General features: G+C 50.4%; 1 rRNA gene. It reads left to right on the top strand.

Annotated features, from left to right (window positions below):
* A 23S ribosomal RNA gene (locus tag AC27G9_RS21245) occupies positions 1–1,420 on the top strand; the annotation flags it as partial.

Raw genomic sequence — 1,420 nt, 5'->3', positions numbered from 1 at the left:
CCTTGGCAGTTAGAGGCGATGAAGGACGTGTAAGTCTGCGAAAAGCTGTGGTGAGCTGACAAAACGCATTTGAGCCACAGATGTCCGAATGGGGAAACCCACACATTTATGTGTATCTGCTACTGAATACATAGGTAGTAGAGGCGAACGAGGGGAACTGAAACATCTAAGTACCCTTAGGAAAAGAAATCAACCGAGATTCCCCTAGTAGCGGCGAGCGAACGGGGATTAGCCCTTAAGTTATATTAGTGTTAGTGGAACATTCTGGAAAGTTTGACGGTACAGGGTGATAGTCCCGTACACGAAGACGCTTTTATAATGAAATCGAGTAGGTCGGAGCACGTGAAACTTTGACTGAATATGGGGGGACCATCCTCCAAGGCTAAATACTCCTAACTGACCGATAGTGAACCAGTACCGTGAGGGAAAGGCGAAAAGAACCCCTGTGAGGGGAGTGAAATAGAACCTGAAACCGTATACGTACAAGCAGTGGGAGCCCTTCGGGGTGACTGCGTACCTTTTGTATAATGGGTCAGCGACTTACATTTAGTAGCAAGGTTAAGCAAATAGTGGAGCCGTAGCGAAAGCGAGTGTTAACTGCGCGTTTAGTTGCTAGGTGTAGACCCGAAACCCGGTGATCTAGCCATGGGCAGGTTGAAGGTTGAGTAACATCAACTGGAGGACCGAACCCACTGACGTTGAAAAGTCAGGGGATGACCTGTGGCTGGGGGTGAAAGGCCAATCAAACCGGGAGATAGCTGGTTCTCCCCGAAATCTATTTAGGTAGAGCCTCGGACGAACACCATTGGGGGTAGAGCACTGTTAAGGCTAGGGGGTCATCCCGACTTACCAACCCTTTGCAAACTCCGAATACCAATGAGTGCTATCCGGGAGACACACGGCGGGTGCTAACGTCCGTCGTGGAGAGGGAAACAACCCAGACCGCCAGCTAAGGTCCCAAAATATTGCTAAGTGGGAAACGATGTGGGAAGGCTAAGACAGCTAGGAGGTTGGCTTAGAAGCAGCCACCCTTTAAAGAAAGCGTAATAGCTCACTAGTCGAGTCGGCCTGCGCGGAAGATGTAACGGGGCTAAGCAATATACCGAAGCTGCGGCAGCATGTTTACATGCTGGGTAGGGGAGCGTTGTGTAAGTGGCTGAAGGTGAACTGAGAAGTTTGCTGGACATATCACAAGTGCGAATGCTGACATGAGTAACGATAATGGGGGTGAAAAACCCCCACGCCGGAAGACCAAGGTTTCCTGTCCCATGCTAATCAGGGCAGGGTAAGTCGGCCCCTAAGGCGAGGCAGAAATGCGTAGTCGATGGGAAACGGGTTAATATTCCCGTACTTGTATTATCAGTGATGGAGGGACGGAGAAGGCTAGGCCATCGTGGCGTTGGTTGTCCACGTGAAAGTG

Source organism: Alteromonas sp. 5NS40-0096 (assembly GCF_057544385.1).
The sequence above is the reverse complement of the archived record's forward strand: the minus strand, read 5'-3'. Positions and strand labels throughout refer to the sequence as shown.